Raw genomic sequence first — 17,469 nt, forward strand, 5'->3', positions numbered from 1 at the left:
GGGCAACCGCTACAATGCCGCGCTTTGTCCTTCCGGAATCCCGCCATGGCCGCTGCCCCGCTCAATCCCGTCGATCTCTACGATGTGCGCTCCCTGCTCAGCGAGGAGGAGCGTGCCGTGCAGGACACGGTGGCGCGCTTCACCGACGAGCGCGTGCTGCCGATCATCGGCGACTGCTTCGACCGCGGCGTGTTTCCGACCGAGCTGATTCCCGAGATGGCCGAACTCGGCCTGCTCGGTTCGAGCCTGCCGACCGAGTACGGCTGCGCCGGCCTCAATGGCGTCGCCTACGGCCTGATCTGCCAGGAGCTCGAGCGTGGCGACTCCGGTCTGCGCAGCTTCGCCTCGGTGCAGTCCTCGCTGTGCATGTACCCGATCTACGCCTATGGCAGCGAGGAGCAGCGTCGCCGCTGGCTGCCCGACATGGCCGCCGGCAAGGTCATCGGCTGCTTCGGCCTGACCGAACCGCAGGGCGGCTCCGATCCGGCCAGCATGCGCACGCACGCGAAGAAGGATGGCGCCGACTGGATCCTCAACGGCTCGAAGATGTGGATCACCAACGGCAACCTTGCCCACATCGCGATCGTCTGGGCGCAGACCGACGACGGCATCCAGGGTTTCGTCGTCGAGAAGGATTTCGCCGGCTACACCGCGCAGGAAATCCACAAGAAGATGAGCCTGCGCGCGTCGGTCACCTCGGCGCTGTACTTCGACAACGTGCGCGTGCCGGAGGCGAACCGCCTGCCCAACGTGAAGGGCCTCAAGGGGCCGCTCGGCTGCCTCACCCAGGCGCGCTACGGCATCACCTGGGGGCCGATCGGCGCGGCCATCGCCTGTTATAGCGAGGCGCTCGAGTACTCGAAGACGCGCATCCTGTTCAAGCAGCCGATCGCCGCGCGCCAGGCCGTGCAGATCAAACTCGCCGAGATGGCCCGGCGCATCACCCTGGCCCAGCTCCTGTCGTTGCAGCTCGGTCGCCTCAAGGACGCCGGCACGATGCAGCCGACCCAGGTCTCGCTGGCCAAGTGGAACAACTGCCGCATGGCCATCGACATCGCCCGCGAGGCACGCGACATCCTCGGCGGCGCCGGCATCACCACCGAACACTGCCCGATCCGCCACGCGCTGAACCTCGAATCGGTCATCACCTACGAAGGCACGGAGACTGTGCACCAGCTCGTGGTCGGCCGCGAGGTGACCGGGATCAACGCGTTCTGAGCCCTGTTCGCGGCACCGTGATCCAGCGCAAGCGCAATGCCCTCATCGCCTTCGCTGCCAGCCTGTCTGCTGTCGTCGTGACACTGTTCGGCTGGCAGGCTTGGCTGCAGCATCAATCGCGGCTCGAGCGCGAGGTGGCGGAATCCGCGCAGCGGGTGGCGCTGACGCGCGGAAACGGGCTGGTTGATCAATTGGTGGCCGAAGAGCGTGCGATCGAGACGGTGCGCGGCGATCTTGTCGCGGCGTCGATGGCCCGGACGGCGGTGGCCGAGGCATACCTGGCGAGCGGACGGATGCCTGCTTCAAATGCCGCAGCCGGGTTGCCTGACCCGGTGCACTACCGCGGTGGCAGCATGTACAGCCTGAGCGTCGGTGAAGGGGGGCGGATCGTGATGAGCTTCGACGCGACCTCTGGCAAGGAAGGTGGCACGATCGAACTCCTGCCGGACCTCGCCGGTGTCGAGGCGATGGGTGTCGAGTGGCATTGCACGACGGCGGACTACGCCTGGATCGGACGCGCGCTGCCGTCCTGCGAGTTCATCGCGGAGCAGGCCACCGGTGCTCCGCTGGAGTCGGAATCGCCACCATGAGTCGTATCGATCTGCGTCTGGAAACACCGCGACTGCTTCTGCGACCGCCGCAGCGGGAGGATTTCGAGCCGTGGGCCGCGTTCTCCGCCGACGAACTGGCCACGCGCCACATCGGCGGCGCACAGGTGCGTCCGATCGCCTGGCGCAATTTCCTCACCATGGTCGGCGCCTGGCAGATCCAGGGCTTCGGATTCTTTTCGGTGATCGAGAAGGCGACCGGGCAATGGGTCGGACGCCTCGGGCCATGGATGCCGGACGGCTGGCCCGGTACCGAGGTCGGCTGGAGCCTGGTGCGCGCAGCCTGGGGCAAGGGTTATGCGACCGAAGGTGCGACCGCGGCGATGGACTGGGCAGTCGCCACGCTCGGCTGGAGCGAAGTGATCCACACGATCGATCCTGCCAACGAGGCGTCGAAGGCCGTCGCGCGCCGCCTCGGCTCGCGCCTGCTGCGCATGGGACACCTGCCAGCGCCGGCCGACTTCGATGTCGAGATCTGGGGCCAATCGCGCGAGGAATGGCTGGCACGTCGCGCGGCACCCGTGCCGGCATGACCGCGCCGCAAGGGCATGAAACCGCTGCTTGACGGTTCGGGAAACGATGGCTCAGCCGGGCTTGCCGGTTTCATGGATTGATGTTCGACCGCACCTCGTGGCTGCGTCGATGCGCGAGCCCGCCGGCAATGCGGTGCGACCGGGGCGGATCGACGTGACGGCCTGATCATCGCTCTTAGCCGATCGCCTCGTCGACCGTGCCGGTCGATGTGTCGATCGATTGGCAGGGCTGCGCCCACTGCATCGTGGGTCGCGCAACCAGTGGCGGGCACGCCTTCGCCGAGTCCCGAGGCGGCGGGTTTGGCGGGCGTTGCCATGTCCTCGGCTGCCGTGCCCTGGCACCGCTACAATGATGGTCTTGCCCTTGCTATCCAATGTCATGGCCGTCGTTCCTTCCATCGCTCCCCGTGTCATCACTGCCCGTCACCGCGGCCTCAACCGTGCCGAGATCTGCGATCAGAACTTCGTCGAGTTCGTGCGCGAGTGGGATGGTCGCGTGCAGCGGCGGCCGGCGGACGATGCGCCGGTGCTGCCCGACAGCACACTCGATGCGCATGGTTTTCTGGAGCTGTTCGAGTCGCAACTGATCTCCCGTCACCTTGACTTGATGGCACGCGTGCTGCGCGTGCAGAACAAGGTGTTCTACACGATCGGTTCGAGCGGCCACGAGGGCAATGCGATGGTTGCCCGCCTGACCAGGCACACCGACCCGGCCTTCCTGCACTACCGCTCGGGGGCCTTCATGGCCGAGCGTTTCCGCAAGCTGCCGGGCATGGATCCGGTCATGGACTCGGCGCTGTCGTTCGCGGCGAGCAAGGACGATCCGGCCTCGGGCGGGCGCCACAAGGTGTGGGGCTCGAAGCCGCTGTGGGTGCTGCCGCAGACCTCGACGATCGCCTCGCACCTGCCCAAAGCACTGGGCACGGCGCTGGCGATCGAACAGGCGCGCCGCATCGGTCGTGCCTTGCCGATCCCGACTGATTCGATTGCGATCTGCTCTTTCGGCGACGCCTCGTCGAACCACGCAACTGCGCAGACGGCATTCAATGCGGCGGCCTGGTCGGCCTACCAGAAGCTGCCGGCACCGGTGCTGTTCGTCTGCGAAGACAACGGCATCGGCATCTCGGTGAAGACGCCGGACGGCTGGATCGCGCGCAACTTCTCCGGGCGTCGCGATCTCGACTATTTCCACGCTGATGGCCTCGACCTCGCCAAAGGCCATGCGGACGTCGCGCGCGCGGTCGAGCATTGCCGATCGACGCGCCGCCCGACCTTCCTGCACCTGCGCACGACGCGCATCATGGGTCATGCCGGCACCGACTTCGAGATCGAGTGGCGCAGTGTCGAGGAACTGGTCGCCGTCGAGGCCACCGATCCGCTGCTGCGCTCGGCCGCGATTGCGCTCGAATCGGGCCTGTACACGCCGGAGTCGCTGCTCGCGCAGTACGAAGCGATCCGGGCGCGCTGTTTCGCCGCCGCCGAGGAAGCCGACCGTCGACCGAAGCTGATCACGCTTGCCGAGGTCGTGGCGCCGCTGGCGCCGTACACGCCGGATGCGGTTGCCGCCGAGGCGACCCGCGCCGGCGATGCCGCGCGTCGGCTCGAAGTGTTCGGAGGCGAGGACAAACTGCCCGAGAAGCAGCCGCCGCGCCACCTCGCCATCCTCATCAACCAGGCCCTGCACGATCTCATGGGCAAGTACCCGGAAACGCTGCTGTTCGGCGAGGACGTGGCGCAGAAGGGCGGTGTGTACACGGTGACGAAAGGCCTGCACAAGGCATTCAAGGGCGCGCGCGTGTTCAATACCCTGCTCGACGAGACGACCATCCTCGGCCTCGCCCAGGGCTACGCCAACCTGGGGTTCCTGCCGATTCCGGAGATCCAGTACCTCGCCTATTTCCATAACGCCTGCGATCAGATCCGCGGCGAGGCCGCCTCGCTGCAGTTTTTCTCCAACGACCAGTACCGCAACCCGATGCTCGTGCGCATCGCCGGTCTCGGCTACCAGCGTGGTTTCGGCGGGCACTTCCACAACGACAATTCGATCACCGCCCTGCGCGACATTCCGGGCCTGGTGGTCGGCTGTCCGAGTCGTGGCGATGACGCCGCGACCATGCTGCGTACCCTGGCGGCGTTGGCCAAAGTCGATGGTCGTGTGGCCGTGTTCCTTGAACCGATTGCCCTGTACATGACCAAGGATCTGCATGCCCCCGGGGATGGCGAGTGGTCGTTCGCCTACCCGCCACCCGGCGAGGCGATGCCGCTCGGCGAGGGCAGGGCGTATGGTCCGCAGGACGCCGAACTCCTGATCCTCACCTACGGCAACGGCGTGCCGATGAGCCTGCGCGCGACGCGTGCTTTGGAAGCGGAAGGCCGCAGTGTGCGCGTGATCGACCTGCGTTGGCTGGTGCCGCTCAACGAGGCGTACATCGTCGCCGAGGCGCGGCGCGCGAAGCGTATTCTCGTCGTCGACGAGGGGCGCCGCTCGGCGGGTATCGGCGAGGGCGTCATCACGGCGATCGTGGAAGGCGGTTGTGCGGCCACGCCGCTGGCGCGCGTGGTCGGGGCCGACACCTACACTCCGCTGGCCGGCGCCGCCTGCGCCGTGCTGCCGAGCGATGCCGAGGTCGTTGCCGCCGCCCGCTCCCTGCTGGGCGATTGAGGGGCCGGTGGGATCGATCCAAGTGGAGCGTGAGGGGGGAATCCCCTATCATCGCCGCCGATGAGCGTTCAGCAGTCGCAAACCATCCTCTTTGCCGACGTCTCCGGCAGCACCAAGCTGTTCGAGACGCGCGGCGACGTGCGCGCGCGAGGCATCATTGCCGCCGTACTGAACGCGCTCACCGAAGTCGCCCATCGTCACGGTGGCCGCGTGGTCAAGACCATTGGCGACGAGGTGATGTGCACGTTCCCGGGTGCTGCGAACGGCCTGCTTGCATCAACCGACATGCAGCGCCGGGTCAAGTCGGAACCGGATTTCCTCGTCGAGAACATCGGCATCCGCATCGGCCTGCACCACGGCGAGGCCTTGGTCGAGGACGGTGACGTGTTCGGCGACGCGGTCAACGTCGCCGCGCGCATGGCCGCCCTGGCCAAGCGTGACCAGATCGTCGCCACAGCGAGCACTTCGTCCGGGATAACCAACGCGGCCGGCCTGCGTGTGCGCTCGATCGGTACGGCGCGCGTGTCGGGCAAACTGCTGCCGATCGAAATCGTAGACGTGATGTGGCAGGAGGATGTCTCGCACGTCACTACCGTGCAGCGCGTCGTCCAGTTTGCCGATGCGCCGGTCGAGCGCATGCGTCTCGTGTTGATGTACCGGGGGCAGGCATTCACGATCGACGAACTCGCCGATCCATTCACCCTAGGTCGTGAGCCAGGACACAGCCTCACCGTCGATGCCGACTGGGTGTCGCGCGACCACGCCATGATCGAATGGAAGCGTGGGCATTTCGTCTTCACCGACCGTTCGACCAATGGCAGCTGGGTCGCCATCGGCAACGAGGAGGTGTTCGTCCACCGGGATGTCTTCCACCTGCGCCGCTCAGGCACGATCAGCCTCGGCCAGGCGCCCGCCGCCGGCCCGACCGATCTTATCCAGTTCGAGTGTCGTTGATCGCGGCGTATCGGGCTGTTTCCTGCGAAGAATTGTGCTGCGGGAAACGCCTTCAGGCGTGATGCTTCTTCTTCGTTGGGGTGTTGTACGGCAGGGGCATCGCGGCTGAAGCCGCTTCCTACAGCCGCTTCCTACAGCCGCTTCCTACGACCGCTTCCTACGACCGCTTCCTGCGCGCGCTTCCTGCGGGGTGGGGTGGGTTTGGTGGCTGTAGGAAACGCCTTCAGGCGTGATGCTTCTTCTTCGTTGGGGTGTTGTACGGCAGGGGCATCGCGGCTGAAGCCGCTTCCTACAGCCGCTTCCTACAGCCGCTTCCTGCGGGCGCTTCCTGCGGGGTGGGGTGGGTTTGGTGGCTGTAGGAAACGCCTTCAGGCGTGATGCTTCTTCTTCGTTGGGGTGTTGTACGGCAGGGGCATCGCGGCTGAAGCCGCTTCCTACAGCCGCTGCCTACGGGCGCTTCCTGCGGGCGCTCCCTGCGGGGCGGGGCGGGTTTGGTGGCTGTAGGAAACGCCTTCAGGCGTGATGCTTCTTCGGTGGGGTGTTGTACGGCAGGGGCATCGCGGCTGAAGCCGCTTCCTACAGCCGCTTCCTGCGCGTGCTTCCTGCGGGGTGGGGTGGGTTTGGTGGCTGTAGGAAACGCCTTCAGGCGTGATGCTTCTTCTTCGTTGGGGTGTTGTACGGCAGGGGCATCGCGGCTGAAGCCGCTTCCTACAGCCGCTTCCTGTGGCCGCTTTCTACAGCCGTTTCCTACGGGCGCTTCCTGTGGCGGGTTCCTGTGGCCATCTCGATGGGCGTTTCCGCGGCGCGGATCAGGCGGCTTCGAATCCGTGCGCGAACAGGCGGTCGAAGTCGTTGCTGTAGTCGGGCGGCAGGTCGGTGCCTTGGAAGATGCCGAGCGGGCTGTAGTTCGCGTAGCCCGGGAAGATGTAGCCGAGGTGGTTGTTGCCGGCACGGCGGATCAGGGCTTCCGACAGCACGCGGCGGAAGTCGACGGTGACCTGCACGTCCTCGCCTTCGAACAGGGCTTCGCCGACCAGGCCGGCGAACTGCTGGCGACCATAGACCTGGCCGCCGTTCACGGAACCGCCGAGTACCATCATCACGTTGCCGTAGCCGTGATCGGTGCCCCCGCTGCCGTTCATACGCAGGCGTCGGCCGAACTCGCTCATGACGATGATACTGGTGCGCTGCGCGAAGTTGTTTGCGCCGGTGCCGTTGAGATCCTGGTAGAACGCGCCGAGGCCGTCCGACAGCGACTGCACGAGGATACCGAACGGGTCGTAGCTGTTGGTCGGCACGCCCTGACCGTTGTGGGTATCCCAGCTGGCCAGGTCGATAGCGGCTACGCGCAGGCCGAGGTCGGCCTTGAGCAGTTGGGCAATCATCTTGAGCTGATTGCCGAAGTTGTCGGTCGGATAGACCGCGCCGTTGGCCGGTGCGTAGTTGCCGAAATTCATGGGCCGCACGATCGACAGCGCATCGAGTGTCTGCCGGCCGGCTGCTTCCAGCGCGGAATTGCCGGCCCAGAGTTCGGGCAGGCGCTCGACCTGGCCGAGGAAGCCATTCGGAGCGCCACCGCTGTAACGATCGCGGTGGTTCCAGTTCCACGCCGACCAGTCGAGCTTGAAGTCGCCGCCGTTGCCCATCGTCACCGATTCGGTGCTGGCGACGAGACTGTTGGCGGTGATGCTGCCGGCCGAGAGTGCCGGGATCGTGATATTGGCGGGCAGGCCGGCACTGGCCAGGTGGCGGGTCAGCCAGCCGCTGCCGATGCCGGTCGCGCCTGGCGTGCCGTATTCCATGGTCTGTTGCGCATCGAAATGGCTGCGCGTGACCGGATGCGGCATGCCCGCGCCGATGACCACGGCCAGCTTGTTCTGCTGGTAGAGCGTGTTGAGCTTCGCCGCACGCGGGTGCAGGCCCCAGGTTGCTTGCGGGCTGTCGGAGTTGGCCAGCGCGAACGCCGCCCCGTTGCCGCTGACCGGGATGCGCAGGGTCGGGCGCGCCGCTTCGTAATGACTGCGGTCGTTGCCGCTGATCGGCGGGATCAGGCTGAGACCGTCGCAGCCACCGCGCAGGTAGACCACCACGATCGTGTCGTAGTTGTTGGCTTCGGTCTGGCCGAAGGCAAGGCGTGCGCCCGGCACGAGGCCGGCAGTCAGTGCGCCGGTGGCGCAGGTCTTGAGGAAGTCACGGCGATCGAAGGCGTTCATGGCGGTCACCGGCGGAAGTAGTCGGCCGACATGAGGATCATGCCGACAGCGGTGCGCAGGCGTTGCTGCGTGTAGTGGGCTTTGAGGTTGGGCGTGGGATTGTTTCCCGCCCAGCTGTCGGTGGTGATGTCGATCGCCTCGGACGCCGTGGCGTTCTGCTGCAGGAAGCTTGTCACCACGCCATAGGTCGGTTCGGGGCGATAGCCAAGCAGGCGGTCGCACCAGTAGCCCATGATGGCGCCGGCCGTGCGCGCCGAAACCGTCGGGAAAGCCGCAATGGTCTGTGCGACGATGTCGCTGACCAGAGCCGAGCTGCCGTCGTTGTTGACGCGCATCTCGGGCAGCCAGGAGAGGATCTTCAGTGTCATTGCCAGCGAGCCGGTACTGGCCCAGGCGCCCTGACGATCCGGGTAGCCGTTCGGTGGGCCCCAGTAGAACGAGCGGTGCCCGCATAGCTGCATCTGGTAGACGAAGCGCTCGGTAAGTGTCCATGCACTGGTGTTGTCCGGGCGCGGATGAAAGTCGGACTGCAGGCCGCGCAGGCCGCCCATCGTCGTTTCGAATGGGCGCTTCATGCCGAGGCCCCAGGCATTCTTGAATTCGCTGCTGAGTAGGATCGTGCGCAGCATGCGCGTGATCTGGTCCGGCGCACTGATGTTGTTGGAGAAATCGAGCGCAACCGCATCGATCAACGCCTGCGAGGGCGCGTCGCCGACGAAGCGGCGGCACATCTTGGTGGCGATGAATTTCGCCGTGCCGGGATGCGCGACGAGACGGTCGAACACGGCGTGCCCGTCGGCCATCGCCGGCTGGTTGTTCGGTGGGATGTACAGGCCGAGAAAGATCTTGTTGCGGCGGTCGTGCCAGTCGGCGCGGTAGATGAACGTGCCGTCGTTGTCGTTCGGGTATTGCCAGTAGCCGTTCTTGATCGTCCAGCCGGTCAGGGCGGCGGCGGCTTCGTAGACGTCGTTGTCGACGTAGCCGGCCGGCACGCTGCCGGGGCAATGGATCGTCGTGGTCAGGCATGGCACGTCGAACGGCGGATTGGGGCCGAAGTAGTTGCCGACGCCGAGCGTGTGCAACTCGATCAGCTCGCGTGCGTAATTCTCGTTGAAGTCGGCTCCGCGGCTGGCGTAGTTGTCGAGGTAGAGCTGCATCGCCGTCGAGGTGGCGACCTGTTCGAGCATCGTGCGGAAGTTGCCGAACGCGTTCGTGCGGATCACGTCGCGGTCGTAGTGCACGAAGATCGGCGCGATGTCGTAGTCGAAGCCGAACACGCTGAAATGATCGTGCCAGAAATTGACCACGCGCTCGAACAGCTGGCGCTTGCTGTAGACCGCGCGAATGATCGTCGCGCATTCGGTCTCGTAGGCTGGCAGCATGCGCGTGTAGTACGGCGGGTTGTTGCGGACGTGGTCGTTCCAGAGCTGTGGCAGTGTCTTGTTGAGCGTGCTGAAACCACCGGCGGCGAGACGGTTGGTGCAATCGGTGTCGGTGATCGACGCCGGTGCCAGCTGTTGGTCGACCCAGGCCTGCCACTTCGCGTCCATCGTCGCGCCGGGCAGGGCGAGGAACTCGGCGTCGAGGGGTGTGCTGTAGCCGAACGTGGTCTTGTTGAGCCAGCGCACGCGCTCGGGTGGGATGGCGAAATCGACCTGTGTGCCGGGGTCGACGGCAGCCGAGGCGATCGGCGCCTTGCCGGGATGGCGCATGGTCGGAACTGGGGTGCTGTCGAGGCCGACGGCCGCCTTGAGCATGCCGAACAGCGAGCGGCGTGCGGTGGAAACGGGCGTCGAGGCAAGGGCAGTCGACATGGCGGGCTCCGCGGAGACGAGGGGCTGTGCCTGGCACGAATATCGCGCAGTGTAGCGGTTTGCTCGTGGCAGCGAGTGTGACGATCGGCGCGGAATGCGGGGCGTGCAAGACGGTGTGCTGGAGCGGTGCTGACGTCGTCCGCGGGAGTCCCGTCCAGGCAAGGAGAGCGACGCCAGGGCGGACAGGGTTCTGGATGACCTGATCGGTCCGTTCGCGGCTGAAGCAGCGCCCACGGAGTCGAAGCCTTGCGGGAGCGGCTTCAACTGCGATCCGGCCCGGCAGAACGAGTGTGTTGTGATTCCTCGGGCGGGCTACGCCAGCGTGGCCGCTTGCGGCACGATACGCGGCTCGGGTTCGAGTTCGACGCCGAAGCGATGCCGCACGCGGTCGATCACATGCCGGGCAACGCGCCAGACATCGGCACCGCTCGCACTGCCGTGGTTTACCAGGACCAGTGCGTGCAGATCGGAAACGCCAGCATGGCCGTCGCGCCAGCCCTTGAGGCCGGCCGCTTCGATCAGCCAGGCGGCGGAGAGCTTCACGCGCTCCCCGGCCGGCCAGGTCGGCAGGGCCGGATGGAGGGTGCGCAGCATCGCCGCGGTTTCCGCGTCGACCAGTGGATTCTTGAAGAAGCTGCCGGCATTGCCGATCACCGCCGGATTCGGCAGCTTGCGCGTGCGCAGCCGTGCGACCGCTTCGGCAATGCGCGCGGGTGTGACCGTTCCGCCGAGCGCGGCGAGTTCGTCCGCGATTCCGGCGTAGTCGATGCGCGGCGCGGCCTCGCGCGGAAGGTTGAAATCGACGGCGGTGACGAGCCAGCGGTCGGGTTCGCGCTTGAACAGCGAATCGCGGTAGGCGAAGGCGCACTCGGCGTGGGTGAGGGTGACATGCTGCCGTTCGTGGCGGTCCCAGGCGCGCACGCTGGCGACATGCTCGCCGACCTCGACACCGTATGCGCCGATGTTCTGGATCGGCGCGGCGCCGACCGATCCGGGAATCAAGGTGAGGTTCTCGAGTCCAGCGTAGCCTTGCACCAGCGACCAATGCACGAAATCGTTCCAGTTTTCGCCGGCGGCCACGCGCACGCGGTCGGACGCCGGCGTGCTTTCAACGACCTTGATGCCGCGCGTGGTCATCACCAGCACGATGCCGGGCCAGTCACCGGCGAACAGCAGGTTGCTGCCTTCGCCGAGGACGAGCACGGGTTGCGTGTGCAGGCCGCGGAAGGCGAACACCTCGGCGAGCGCATCGTCGTCGTGGATGTCGACGAGCAGATGGGCACGCGCCTTGACGCGGAAGCTGTTGCGCCCTTCAAGGGAGGCGTTCTCGACGATCGTGTAGCCCGCTCCGGCGGCGATGGCGGCGTCCACGGCGTAGCCGCTCATGGACGTGCTCCGAGTTGCGCACGCAGCGCCGTGACGCATTCAGCGACGAGGCCGGGACCGCGATAGACGAGGCCGGTGTAGACCTGCACCAGGTTCGCGCCGGCGTCGATCTTGGCGGCTGCGTCGTTGCCACCGAGGATGCCACCGACGCCGACCAGCGGCAGGCGCGTGCCGAGGCGCCGGCGCATGCCAGCGAGCACGTTGGTCGATTTCGCGAACACGGGTCGCCCGGAAAGCCCGCCGCTCTCATCCGCATGGCGCGCGCCGGCGATCGCTGCGCGTTCAATTGTCGTGTTGGTGCAGATCAGGCCATCGATCGCGCTCGCAGCGAGCACTTCGGCGATGGCGTCGAGTTCGCTGTCGTCGAGGTCCGGCGCGATCTTGAGCAGGATCGGCTTGCGTGCGCCGTGGCGTCCGGCGAGGCGTTCGCGCGCGTCGCAGAGTTCGCCGAGCAGTCGCCGCAGAGCGTCCTCTCCCTGCAGGTCGCGCAGGCCCTGGGTGTTCGGCGAGGAGATGTTGACGGTGACGTATCCCGCACGTGCGTAGACGCGTTCGAGGCAGAACAGGTAGTCGTCGACCGCGCGCTCGTTCGGCGTGTCCTTGTTCTTGCCGATGTTGATGCCGAGCACGCCACTCCAGCGCGTGCGCTCCGCATTGGCGAGAAGGGCATCGACGCCGGCATTGTTGAAGCCGAGTCGGTTGATGATCGCGGCGTGCTCGGGAAGGCGGAACAGGCGGGGCCTCGGGTTGCCGGGCTGTGCGCGCGGGGTGGTGGTGCCGACTTCGATGAAGCCGAAGCCGAGCGCGGCCAGCGCGTCGACGTGCTCGGCATTCTTGTCCAGGCCGGCGGCAAGGCCGACCGGGTTGGTGAACTCGATGCCGAACGCGCGGGTTGGCAGTGCTGCCGGGCGGCGCGCGAGCAGGCCGCCGAGACCGCTTGCGGCGGCGACGTCGAGCGCACGCAGGGCGAGGCCGTGCGCACGTTCCGCGTCGAGGCGGAACAGCAGGTTTCGGGCGATGCTGTACACCTGGTCAGTGCCAGTTGCCGAGGGCCATGCCAAAGAAGACGATCATGAGAATGAACCCGATCACGACGAGGATCGACACGACCAGTTGCACGTAGCCGAGCACGAGTCCGGCGATCGCCAGGCCATCGCCGCCGACGGTGCCGGGAATCGCGCGGCGGATCTCGCCGCGGGCGAGGTGGCCACAGACGATTGCGACGATCGCGCCGATGATCGGCAGGATGGTCCAGGCAAGGATGCCGCTGACGAGGCTGACCACGGCGGTGCCGCTGGTTTGGGTAGGGATCGTGTTCATGCTGTCCTCCGCCGCGCAGTGTAGCGGCTGGAGGACGCGCGTGCGGCATCATTCAGGGCGTTGCGGGCGGCAGTTCGAGGCGAAAAACCGGCAGCGCAGGCTCCTGGCCGGGTGGCAGCGCGGTAGGCGCAGGTTCGCCGGCGTCACCGAGCGAGCGCGTGAATCGCCACAGTGCCTCGAGGTCGGCGTCGCTCATCGTGTTGAGCGCCCAGTAGGGCATCGGTGGGCGCAGCACCGCGTTGCGCGCATAGCGCTTCCATTCGTCGAGCCCGAGCCGGCCGAGGGTGAGACGCAGGTTGGAGGGATAGGTCGTGCCCCATGGACCGGAGAAGCCCACGCGGTCACCGAGCAGCCACTGTGCCTCCGGTACCTTGCCGCCGCTGGGGCCGAAGCCGGCCGTGTGGCAGTCGTTGCAGCCCGCGATCATCACCAGGTAGCGGCCACGGGCGACTGGGTCGTCGCCGGCTCCGTTGGCCAGCACGGGGGCGGCAAGGGCGAGCGCGCCCGCCAGGATGCCGAAGCGTTTCATGTCCGAGGCTCCACTGCCGGCGGGATGCCGGCGCGCATGAACCAGGACGGAAAGGCGCACGCATTCCTGTCACGCCGCACGCGACGGCGGCTGGCGGGTCTTGCGTTCGAACTCAGCGATAGTCGCGGTGGCAGCTCTCGCAGGCGTTGGCGGCACGCGTCAGTGCTTCGCCCTGCGCCTTGCAGTCTGCAGCGCCGTCGCGCGCAGCGATGGTTGCCTGCTGCAGCTCGTCGACATACCTGGCGAAGACGCGGTCGGGTGGATCGCCATGCGGTATGGCATGTGCGATGTCGCCGCCGAGGCTGACGAGGATGGCGAGGCGGCGTTCGTTGCCGGCACAGCCGGCATCAAGGGCGGCCGTACGGGCATCGCCGAGCTGGGTCTTGAGGACGCGCATCAGGGCCTTGGGATAGGCGTGGCGCTGGCCGAGGATCGTCGCTGCAGTCATCGCGCAGATCGCGCCGACGAGGATGCCGATGGCGAGGACGATGGCGAAGCGCATGCGCAGGGGCTCCTTGGCGACGAGGTCCGCAGTGTAACCTTGGGGTTTGCCGAGTCCACGCGCATGAACCGGGCCATCGACGATTTCGCCACGATCGACCAGCGCTTCCATGGCGTCGAGCGCTTGTATGGCGCCGGAGCCGTTGCAAGGTTTGCACGAGCGCGAGTGGCCGTGGTTGGTATCGGAGGGGTGGGTTCATGGATCGTCGAGGCACTGGCGCGCAGCGGCGTCGGCCGGCTCGTGCTGATCGATGCCGACGATATCTGCCTGAGCAACACGAACCGCCAGTTGCATGCGCTGGAAGGCCACTACGGCCAGCCCAAGGTCGAGGTCATGGCAGCCCGTGCGCGCGCGATCAATCCGCGCATCGAAGTCGAGGCGATCGCCGAGTTCCTGACTCCGTCCAACCTCGAACGCCTGCTCGGCAGCGGGCACGATCTCGTCATTGACGCCTGCGACGCATTCCGCGTGAAGGTCGAGACGATTGCCTGGTGTCGGCGGCGCAAGCAGCCGCTGGTCGTCGTCGGATCGGCCGGCGGTCGCGTCGATCCAACCCTGATCCGCGTGCGTGACCTGTCGAAGACCGAACACGACGCACTGCTTGCCTTGGTGCGCAAGAAGCTGCGCGAGGAGTTCGGTTTTCCACGCGGGCCCAAGCGCTATTTCAGCGTGCCTGCCGTGTATTCACTCGAGAACGTGCGCTATCCGCAGGCCGACGGCAGCGTATGCGGCACGCGGCCAGTGACCAACGACGGCGGCATGAGGCTCGATTGCGGTGCCGGCCTTGGCGCTGCGACCCATGTAACCGCGAGCTTCGCGTTCGCAGCGGTCGCGCGCGCGCTGGAGAAATTGCTGGATGCCAAAGACCCGCAGGAGCCCGTTCACGGGCGACCGGGCGTGGCGACGATGCAAAAGCATAGCCCCTGAAGGGGCTCCTGTCGCGCAGGTTTTTTTCGCAGGAGCCCGTTTACCGGCGATCCAACGAAAGACGGAAGCATCGCCCGTAAACGGGCTCCTACAGGCCGAACAGGCGCTCGGCGTTGCGCGTGGTCGCCGTTGCGATCATGTCGGCATCGACATTGCGCAGGCGCGCCACGCAGTCGAGCACGTCGACCAGATGTGCAGGTTCGTTGCGTTCGCCGCGATGCGTGGCCAGCGGTTGGTCGGGCGAGTCGGTTTCGAGCAGCAGGAACTCTAGCGGCATGCTGGCAACGATGCCGCGCAGGCGCTGCGCGCGTTCATACGTGACCGGGCCACCGATGCCGAGCATGAAGTCGAGGCGCCACAAGTGTTCGGCCTGTTCTCGACTGCCGGAGAAGCTGTGCACCACGCCACGCAACCCGCCGACGCGGCGCAGCGTGGCGATGACTTCGTCGACGGCCTTGCGTGCATGCACGATCACCGGCAGTCCGAGTTCGCGTGCGAGTTCGAGCTGGCCCAGGAAATAGTGGCGCTGGGCCCGTGCATCGAGGCCCTCGACATGGAAGTCGAGGCCGCATTCGCCGATGGCCACGCAATCCTCGTCGGACGCCCATTCCGCGAGGGCGTCAAGATCATCCGGGCGATGCTCCTCGATATACATCGGATGCAGGCCATAGGCCGGGTGCAGGCCGGCCCGTGCCCCGCACAGCGCGCGCAATGGCCCCCAGCCAGCTGCCGCGATCGCGGGTACGATCTGGCGTCGAACGCCGGCCGCGTGCGCCCGGGCGATGGCGGCGTCACGGTCGCCGGCAAAAGCAGCAACGTCGATGTGCGAGTGGCTGTCGACGAGGTCGTGCATGCCGGGTGGGACGCAGCGGTTCGGATCAGCGCGCGAGCAGCCAGGCAGCGAGGCCGAGGAACATGGCCAGGCTGACGACGTCGGTGGCCTTGGTCAGGAAAATGCTCGACGCGGTGGCCGGATCGGCGCCGAGGCGACGCAGTATCTGTGGTACCCCGGCGCCAACGACGCCGGCCAAGCCACAACTGCCGGCCATCGCCGCCCAGGTGATCAAGGCCAAGGTCGGGGCATCCGGATTTCCCTGGAACCGTGCCAACAGGTACATCGCGAGGCCGCCGACGAAGCCGGTCAGCGAACCGTTGGCCAGGCCGAGCCAGCATTCCTTGGCGAGCAGGCGCCAACCCTGGCCGCGCTTGAGTTCGCCAAACATCATGCCGCGCAGGGTGACGGCCAGTGCCTGGCAGCCGGTGTTGTTGCACTGGTCCGAAAGTACCGGCAGGAACACGGCGAGCAGGACGATCTGGTTGATCGTGTCCTGGAACAGGCCGACGACCGTCGCGGTGATGAAGGTGGCGATGAGGTTGAGCTGCAGCCACGGGTGGCGGAAGCGCAGGCTGCGCGGCCACGAGGTGGTCAGGCGTTCCTCCTTCTCGACACCGACCATCGAGCCCGCCTGGGCGCTGATCTCGAAGGCCTGTTCGGCGAACAGCACGGCGCCGCGGACGACACCGATCAGGCAACCCTCTGCATTGCAGACCGGATAGACCGGATAGTGCCGATGCACGACCTCGCGCATCGCGTCGACCAGTGCCGTATCCGGCTGCAGCGAGAACGGGCGTGCGACCATGATCTCGTCGAGGCGCGCGTCGGGCGTGGCGAACACCATCTCGCGAAAGGTGACCACGCCGGCCAGCTTGCCTTCCCCGGCGACGACGAAGACATAGGTCATCAACGTGCGTGTGGCCATGGGACGAAGGCGCTCGAGCACGTCGGCGACGCGCGCATCGGCGACGAACGTTACCGGCACCGGTTCCATGATCCGCCCGACCGATCCCTCCGGCCAATTGCGGTTTTCGTGCCATTGCTCGTAGTCGTCACTGGTGGCGGCGGCAATGCGCGTGCGGCGATCGGGGCTGAAGCGATCCAGTATCGCCAGCGCGCGGCCGGGCCCCAGCGCCAGCAGTACGTCGCCGATCTCGCCATCGGCCAGGGTTGCGAGGCGCCGCGCGGCCGCATCGGCGTCCATGTCGCGCAACTCGTCGGACAGCATGGTGCGGTCGTGCATCGGGGTTCCTGGCGTTGCACATTCGGGGCACTCGCGCCGGATGCTCGCAAGGCCGCGGTGGCGCGGCGATGCTAACCCGAAGGCATCACGTGTGCACGTACGGGATGGAGATGCGGGCCGGCAACATTGACGTAACCTTTGCATTCCGGCAGGGCCGGATTGGGCCGGTGTTCATCGACACCCGCCGATCCTGACCGCGTCGACCGACCGTTCAGTCAGGATCTGTGGGCATCGGGCGGCATCCAGCATTGCAGAATCGAGGAGGCAGTCATGTTCAAACGCATTTTGGTGGTGGGCGTCGTTGTTGCCGTGGCTGCCGCGTTCATGCCGGCGCAGACGGCAGAGGCGCGCGATGGTTACTACCGTCGTGGTTGTGACACATGTGGGCGCGTTGTCGCCATCGAGTCGGCCGGGCGTCGCGACAACCGCGTTGGTGGCGGTGCCGTTCTCGGCGCGATCGTTGGTGGTGCGCTCGGCAACCAGGTCGGCAAGGGCGATGGCCGCAAGGCGGCCACGGTCGTCGGCGCGCTTGCCGGTGGCGCGATCGGTCATGACATCGAGAAGCAGGGGCGTCGTTCGAACTACTACTACCGAATCTCGGTGCGAATGGATCGCGATGGCCGCATCCGCACCTATGATCAACATGACGTGTACGGACTGCGCCGCGGCGATCGTGTCTACATCGATCGCGGTGAGGTCATCCCTGCGCGGTGACCGCTCCTGGA

Annotated in this window: 16 protein-coding genes; 7 read left to right on the top strand and 9 right to left on the bottom strand. The window is 66.7% G+C overall.

Translation table 11 applies throughout. The annotated features are described in order from the left end of the window. Nucleotides 1–45 precede the first annotated feature (45 nt). The 5 genes from KF907_RS10495 (at nucleotide 46) to KF907_RS10515 (ending at nucleotide 5,975) form a co-directional block, all read left to right on the top strand. Entirely contained in the window at nucleotides 46–1,218 is a 1,173-nt protein-coding gene (locus tag KF907_RS10495) for an acyl-CoA dehydrogenase family protein (RefSeq protein ID WP_291220084.1), read from the top strand. A gap of 17 nt (nucleotides 1,219–1,235) precedes the next feature. Beyond that, complete coding sequence (locus KF907_RS10500; RefSeq protein ID WP_291220085.1) at nucleotides 1,236–1,808, top strand: pilin; 573 nt, start codon at nucleotides 1,236–1,238, stop codon at nucleotides 1,806–1,808. Continuing rightward, nucleotides 1,805–2,359, top strand: coding sequence for a GNAT family N-acetyltransferase (locus KF907_RS10505; RefSeq protein ID WP_291220086.1), 555 nt, complete (start codon nucleotides 1,805–1,807; stop codon nucleotides 2,357–2,359). Before KF907_RS10500 ends, KF907_RS10505 begins: the two co-directional genes overlap by 4 nt. 379 nt (nucleotides 2,360–2,738) lie before the next feature. After that, a complete protein-coding gene (locus KF907_RS10510) occupies nucleotides 2,739–5,021 on the top strand; it encodes a thiamine pyrophosphate-dependent enzyme (protein WP_291220319.1) in 2,283 nt (760 codons plus the stop codon). A 60-nt stretch (nucleotides 5,022–5,081) separates the two neighbouring features. Continuing rightward, nucleotides 5,082–5,975, top strand: coding sequence for an adenylate/guanylate cyclase domain-containing protein (locus KF907_RS10515; RefSeq protein ID WP_291220087.1), 894 nt, complete (start codon nucleotides 5,082–5,084; stop codon nucleotides 5,973–5,975). Between the two features lie 809 nt (nucleotides 5,976–6,784). Here KF907_RS10515 and KF907_RS10520 read toward each other — a convergent pair. The 7 genes from KF907_RS10520 to KF907_RS10550 all read right to left on the bottom strand — a co-directional run bounded on the left by KF907_RS10520 (nucleotide 6,785) and on the right by KF907_RS10550 (nucleotide 13,739). Beyond that, nucleotides 6,785–8,188 (bottom strand): DUF1501 domain-containing protein, encoded by a 1,404-nt coding sequence (locus KF907_RS10520; RefSeq protein ID WP_291220088.1) that lies wholly within the window; start codon nucleotides 8,186–8,188, stop codon nucleotides 6,785–6,787. 5 nt (nucleotides 8,189–8,193) lie between these two features. Then, nucleotides 8,194–10,002, bottom strand: a complete 1,809-nt coding sequence (locus KF907_RS10525) for a DUF1800 domain-containing protein (RefSeq protein ID WP_291220089.1) — start codon at nucleotides 10,000–10,002, stop codon at nucleotides 8,194–8,196. A 312-nt stretch (nucleotides 10,003–10,314) separates the two neighbouring features. After that, the gene (murB, locus tag KF907_RS10530; RefSeq protein ID WP_291220090.1) at nucleotides 10,315–11,388 is read right to left on the bottom strand and encodes a UDP-N-acetylmuramate dehydrogenase; all 1,074 of its coding nucleotides are present in this window, start codon (nucleotides 11,386–11,388) and stop codon (nucleotides 10,315–10,317) included. Further along, nucleotides 11,385–12,416: a quinone-dependent dihydroorotate dehydrogenase gene (locus KF907_RS10535; protein ID WP_291220091.1), complete on the bottom strand. Its 1,032-nt coding sequence runs from the start codon at nucleotides 12,414–12,416 to the stop codon at nucleotides 11,385–11,387. Before KF907_RS10535 ends, murB begins: the two co-directional genes overlap by 4 nt. A gap of 4 nt (nucleotides 12,417–12,420) precedes the next feature. Next, nucleotides 12,421–12,708, bottom strand: coding sequence for a DUF4190 domain-containing protein (locus KF907_RS10540; RefSeq protein WP_291220092.1), 288 nt, complete (start codon nucleotides 12,706–12,708; stop codon nucleotides 12,421–12,423). A gap of 52 nt (nucleotides 12,709–12,760) precedes the next feature. Continuing rightward, nucleotides 12,761–13,237, bottom strand: coding sequence for a cytochrome C (locus KF907_RS10545; protein WP_291220093.1), 477 nt, complete (start codon nucleotides 13,235–13,237; stop codon nucleotides 12,761–12,763). A 112-nt stretch (nucleotides 13,238–13,349) separates the two neighbouring features. Next, nucleotides 13,350–13,739 carry a hypothetical protein gene (locus KF907_RS10550; RefSeq protein ID WP_291220094.1) on the bottom strand — a complete coding sequence of 130 codons (390 nt, stop codon included), beginning with the start codon at nucleotides 13,737–13,739 and terminating at the stop codon, nucleotides 13,350–13,352. Nucleotides 13,740–13,802: 63 nt separating this feature from the next. Here KF907_RS10550 and tcdA point away from each other — a divergent pair, with 63 nt between their 5' ends. Next, nucleotides 13,803–14,666: a tRNA cyclic N6-threonylcarbamoyladenosine(37) synthase TcdA gene (gene tcdA, locus KF907_RS10555; protein WP_291220095.1), complete on the top strand. Its 864-nt coding sequence runs from the start codon at nucleotides 13,803–13,805 to the stop codon at nucleotides 14,664–14,666. 88 nt (nucleotides 14,667–14,754) lie between these two features. Here tcdA and KF907_RS10560 read toward each other — a convergent pair whose 3' ends face one another. Together KF907_RS10560 and KF907_RS10565 are read right to left on the bottom strand one after the other, a co-directional pair. Continuing rightward, nucleotides 14,755–15,519, bottom strand: a complete 765-nt coding sequence (locus tag KF907_RS10560; protein WP_291220096.1) for a TatD family hydrolase — start codon at nucleotides 15,517–15,519, stop codon at nucleotides 14,755–14,757. 25 nt (nucleotides 15,520–15,544) lie between these two features. Further along, nucleotides 15,545–16,744: a magnesium transporter gene (locus tag KF907_RS10565; RefSeq protein ID WP_291220097.1), complete on the bottom strand. Its 1,200-nt coding sequence runs from the start codon at nucleotides 16,742–16,744 to the stop codon at nucleotides 15,545–15,547. 270 nt (nucleotides 16,745–17,014) lie between these two features. Here KF907_RS10565 and KF907_RS10570 point away from each other — a divergent pair, with 270 nt between their 5' ends. Then, nucleotides 17,015–17,458: a glycine zipper 2TM domain-containing protein gene (locus KF907_RS10570; RefSeq protein WP_291220098.1), complete on the top strand. Its 444-nt coding sequence runs from the start codon at nucleotides 17,015–17,017 to the stop codon at nucleotides 17,456–17,458. The last annotated feature ends 11 nt before the right edge of the window (nucleotides 17,459–17,469 follow it).

It is taken from the genome of Dokdonella sp., from assembly GCF_019634775.1.
GTDB lineage: Bacteria > Pseudomonadota > Gammaproteobacteria > Xanthomonadales > Rhodanobacteraceae > Dokdonella.

Bases quoted from the DNA above. Each gene is read 5' to 3' on its own strand.
- KF907_RS10560 (WP_291220096.1), bottom strand. From the start codon at position 15,519: ATGCACGACCTCGTCGACAGCCACTCGCACATCGACGTTGCTGCTTTT.
- KF907_RS10550 (WP_291220094.1), bottom strand. From the start codon at position 13,739: ATGCGCTTCGCCATCGTCCTCGCCATCGGCATCCTCGTCGGCGCGATC.
- KF907_RS10540 (WP_291220092.1), bottom strand. From the start codon at position 12,708: ATGAACACGATCCCTACCCAAACCAGCGGCACCGCCGTGGTCAGCCTC.
- KF907_RS10545 (WP_291220093.1), bottom strand. From the start codon at position 13,237: ATGAAACGCTTCGGCATCCTGGCGGGCGCGCTCGCCCTTGCCGCCCCC.
- KF907_RS10515 (WP_291220087.1), top strand. From the start codon at position 5,082: ATGAGCGTTCAGCAGTCGCAAACCATCCTCTTTGCCGACGTCTCCGGC.
- tcdA (WP_291220095.1), top strand. From the start codon at position 13,803: ATGAACCGGGCCATCGACGATTTCGCCACGATCGACCAGCGCTTCCAT.
- KF907_RS10510 (WP_291220319.1), top strand. From the start codon at position 2,739: ATGGCCGTCGTTCCTTCCATCGCTCCCCGTGTCATCACTGCCCGTCAC.
- KF907_RS10565 (WP_291220097.1), bottom strand. From the start codon at position 16,744: ATGCACGACCGCACCATGCTGTCCGACGAGTTGCGCGACATGGACGCC.
- KF907_RS10495 (WP_291220084.1), top strand. From the start codon at position 46: ATGGCCGCTGCCCCGCTCAATCCCGTCGATCTCTACGATGTGCGCTCC.
- KF907_RS10525 (WP_291220089.1), bottom strand. From the start codon at position 10,002: ATGTCGACTGCCCTTGCCTCGACGCCCGTTTCCACCGCACGCCGCTCG.
- KF907_RS10505 (WP_291220086.1), top strand. From the start codon at position 1,805: ATGAGTCGTATCGATCTGCGTCTGGAAACACCGCGACTGCTTCTGCGA.
- murB (WP_291220090.1), bottom strand. From the start codon at position 11,388: ATGAGCGGCTACGCCGTGGACGCCGCCATCGCCGCCGGAGCGGGCTAC.
- KF907_RS10570 (WP_291220098.1), top strand. From the start codon at position 17,015: ATGTTCAAACGCATTTTGGTGGTGGGCGTCGTTGTTGCCGTGGCTGCC.
- KF907_RS10520 (WP_291220088.1), bottom strand. From the start codon at position 8,188: ATGAACGCCTTCGATCGCCGTGACTTCCTCAAGACCTGCGCCACCGGC.